The sequence below is a fragment of the Candidatus Symbiothrix dinenymphae genome, from assembly GCF_001431085.1.
This window is the reverse complement of sequence record NZ_BBRU01000189.1, coordinates 1-676: the sequence shown is the minus strand read 5'-3', so window position 1 is coordinate 676 and position 676 is coordinate 1. Positions and strand designations below refer to the sequence as shown.

General features: G+C 51.8%; 1 protein-coding gene. It reads left to right on the top strand.

The window, feature by feature from the left end; translation table 11 throughout:
* A partial coding sequence (locus ASC50_RS07090) for an Ig-like domain-containing protein (protein WP_193391186.1) occupies positions 1–676 on the top strand: 676 nt, incomplete at both ends.

Here is a 676-nt window from a genome sequence, read left to right as displayed (position 1 = left end):
GTTATGCTTTCCGAGGCTGGCATACAGCCCCCCAGGCAACAGACCCGTTGACGAGTTATACCACCAATGCGCCCACCACGCTATATGCGGTGTGGGCGCGTCTCAGCACCATCTCCTTTGAGCCTAACGGAGGCACGGGAACGATGGCATCGGTAACAAGATACAGCCACATAGCCTTACCCTGGAATAACTTTAAAGCACCGCTCAACGCACAATTTGCCGGTTGGTCACGGGGGGCAAACACCCCTGTGGAATGGAAAGACCACGATATGTTCTATTTGGTGGAAGACATAACGTTATACGCGCAGTGGGTTAGATTTGTAACAAGCGTAAGTCTCAATGAACGAAATCTCTCCCTGAACATCGACCTCTGGCGGCAACCGACAGCCGTCCTCACAGCCACGGTAGAACCGGAAGACGCCACCAACAAAGGCAAAACATGGAAAAGCAGCGACGCCAGCATAGCCACGGTAAGTACCACCGGCACAGTAACAGCCAAAAAAGCCGGCAGAGCCTTCATAACGGTAACCACCGATGATGGCAACAAAACGGCAACTTGCGAAGTGCGTGTGATAGAGAAATGGAATATTGCCAACATAGAAGCACAAACAGACGGCAAAATACTCGAAATATTCGGCACCGAAGAAATGCCGGATTGGGGCAGTTCCGTAAGTCC